Raw genomic sequence first — 1,878 nt, forward strand, 5'->3', positions numbered from 1 at the left:
GGTAGTGTCAAGTTAACTACCTTTTTTATTTTTATAAACATTATATTTTCAAGGATTTCTCACATTTTTTTACAAAAAAAGTGATTACCCCCTAAAAAAGCAGTATAATTGAATCTGCGAAAACACAATTATCCGTATAGAAAGGTAATCACCTATGGACATTATAATGTATCTGATTCAATATATTCAATACCAACATAAACAAATCTGCTGGCTTTTAAATTTTATTTGTAGATATATACCACTTCGTCAGTGGGCTTTCGACGATTCTCATTCACCTAAATATCAAAAGTTTAAAATCGATAAGCTTCCAAAAATCATTTCTCATAAACAGGAATGGAATTGGTGTGACCTCATCAACTACTATGAGCAGCGATACCATAAGACAATAAAGCCTGTTTTCCGTCATGGCGAATGCAACATACCTGAAGACTATCGCTGTCTTTCTTGCGATGCACCATTCCAATACCTTTCATGGAACAACGGCAAGAAGAAAACACAGTTGATTTGTAAAGTCTGTCAGTCTCGTTTCAATCCTGCATCTGACACAAGATTTTCCAAAACACATACTCTTCATTGTCCTCATTGCAATCATGCTCTTGTTCACAAAAAAGATCGTAAACACTTTGTTGTACACAAATGCGTAAATCCTGAATGTCCTTATTACTTACACAATCTCAAAAAGGTTGATAAAAATGATTTAGAATCTAACAAATATAAATACAAACTCCATTACATCTATCGTGAATTTCAGATAGATTTCTTTCGCATGGATTTAAACAGCCTTCCTAAAAATGCATCATCTTTACGTTTCAAAAAACATGACAGCTATGTCATGTCTCTTTGTCTTACTTATAAAGTCAACCTTGGTCTTTCTCTCCGCAAGACAGCACAGGCATTAAAAGACATTCACGGAATCACTATTTCCCATCAACAGATAGCAAACTACTGTAAAACTGCTTCTGTCTGCATTAAACCATTCGTAGACAACTATGATTATGATACTGGAAAAGTATTCACCGCCGATGAAACATACATCAAAATCCGTGGTATTAAAACTTATATCTGGTTCATAATGGATGCTGCCAAACGTTCCATCATTGGTTATCAGGTTTCCGATAATCGTGGTGTAGGTCCATGTATTCTGGCAATGCGCATGGCCTTTAGAAAACTTACTGAATTACCAAAAAACTTTAAGTTTATTGCAGATGGATATAGTGCATATCCTCTTGCAGCTCAGCAATTCGCAAATGAGTATGGCGATAAATTCAAGTTCGACATAACTCAAGTAATCGGCTTAACTAACGATGATGAAGTATCCAAAGAATATCGACCATACAAGCAGATGATTGAACGACTTAATCGCACATACAAAGCTTCTTACAGAAAAACTAATGGTTTTGACAACATTGATGGAGCGAACTACGATTTAGCTCTTTGGGTTGCTTACTACAACTTTCTACGTCCGCACCGACACAACAACTATAAAGTATTAAACGAAGTTGAAATGCTCTCACAAGCTGATACAATGCTCGGCAAATGGCAACTATTAATCTTTCTAGGCCAACAGACTATCCTAAATCTTCAAAATGCCGAAGGCAATAACTGTTCTTAGATTAAGAGCCAGAGGTAATAACCTAGCCACCGCATCGCGGCTTGCCCTTGATGGCACGAAAAAGAACTGCTACACTGCTGTATACGACGGAAAAACTGAACTGTTCTTGAGTTCTTCGCCGTCGGTTATTAACCTACAGCAGTTCTTTTTCGTGCTGTCAAGGGTGGCGGACGTCTGCCACAACCTCTAATATCTACAATTTTCAAGGTTCATCTGAGCCTAATTTTTTAACTCAGTTTTTTCATATCTTATTTGACACTACC

At 36.6% G+C, this 1,878-nt stretch carries 1 protein-coding gene; it reads left to right on the forward strand.

Features of this window, described 5'->3' with window-relative positions; genetic code table 11:
• The first annotated feature begins 154 nt into the window (after window positions 1–154).
• Window positions 155–1,615, forward strand: coding sequence for a DDE-type integrase/transposase/recombinase (locus tag FYJ75_RS14205; protein WP_154431055.1), 1,461 nt, complete (start codon window positions 155–157; stop codon window positions 1,613–1,615).
• Window positions 1,616–1,878: the final 263 nt, after the last annotated feature.

Source organism: Roseburia porci (assembly GCF_009695765.1).
Classification (GTDB): Bacteria; Bacillota; Clostridia; order Lachnospirales; family Lachnospiraceae; genus Roseburia; species Roseburia porci.

Coding starts and splice junctions, on each gene's coding strand:
- FYJ75_RS14205 (WP_154431055.1), top strand. CDS start 155: ATGGACATTATAATGTATCTGATTCAATATATTCAATACCAACATAAA.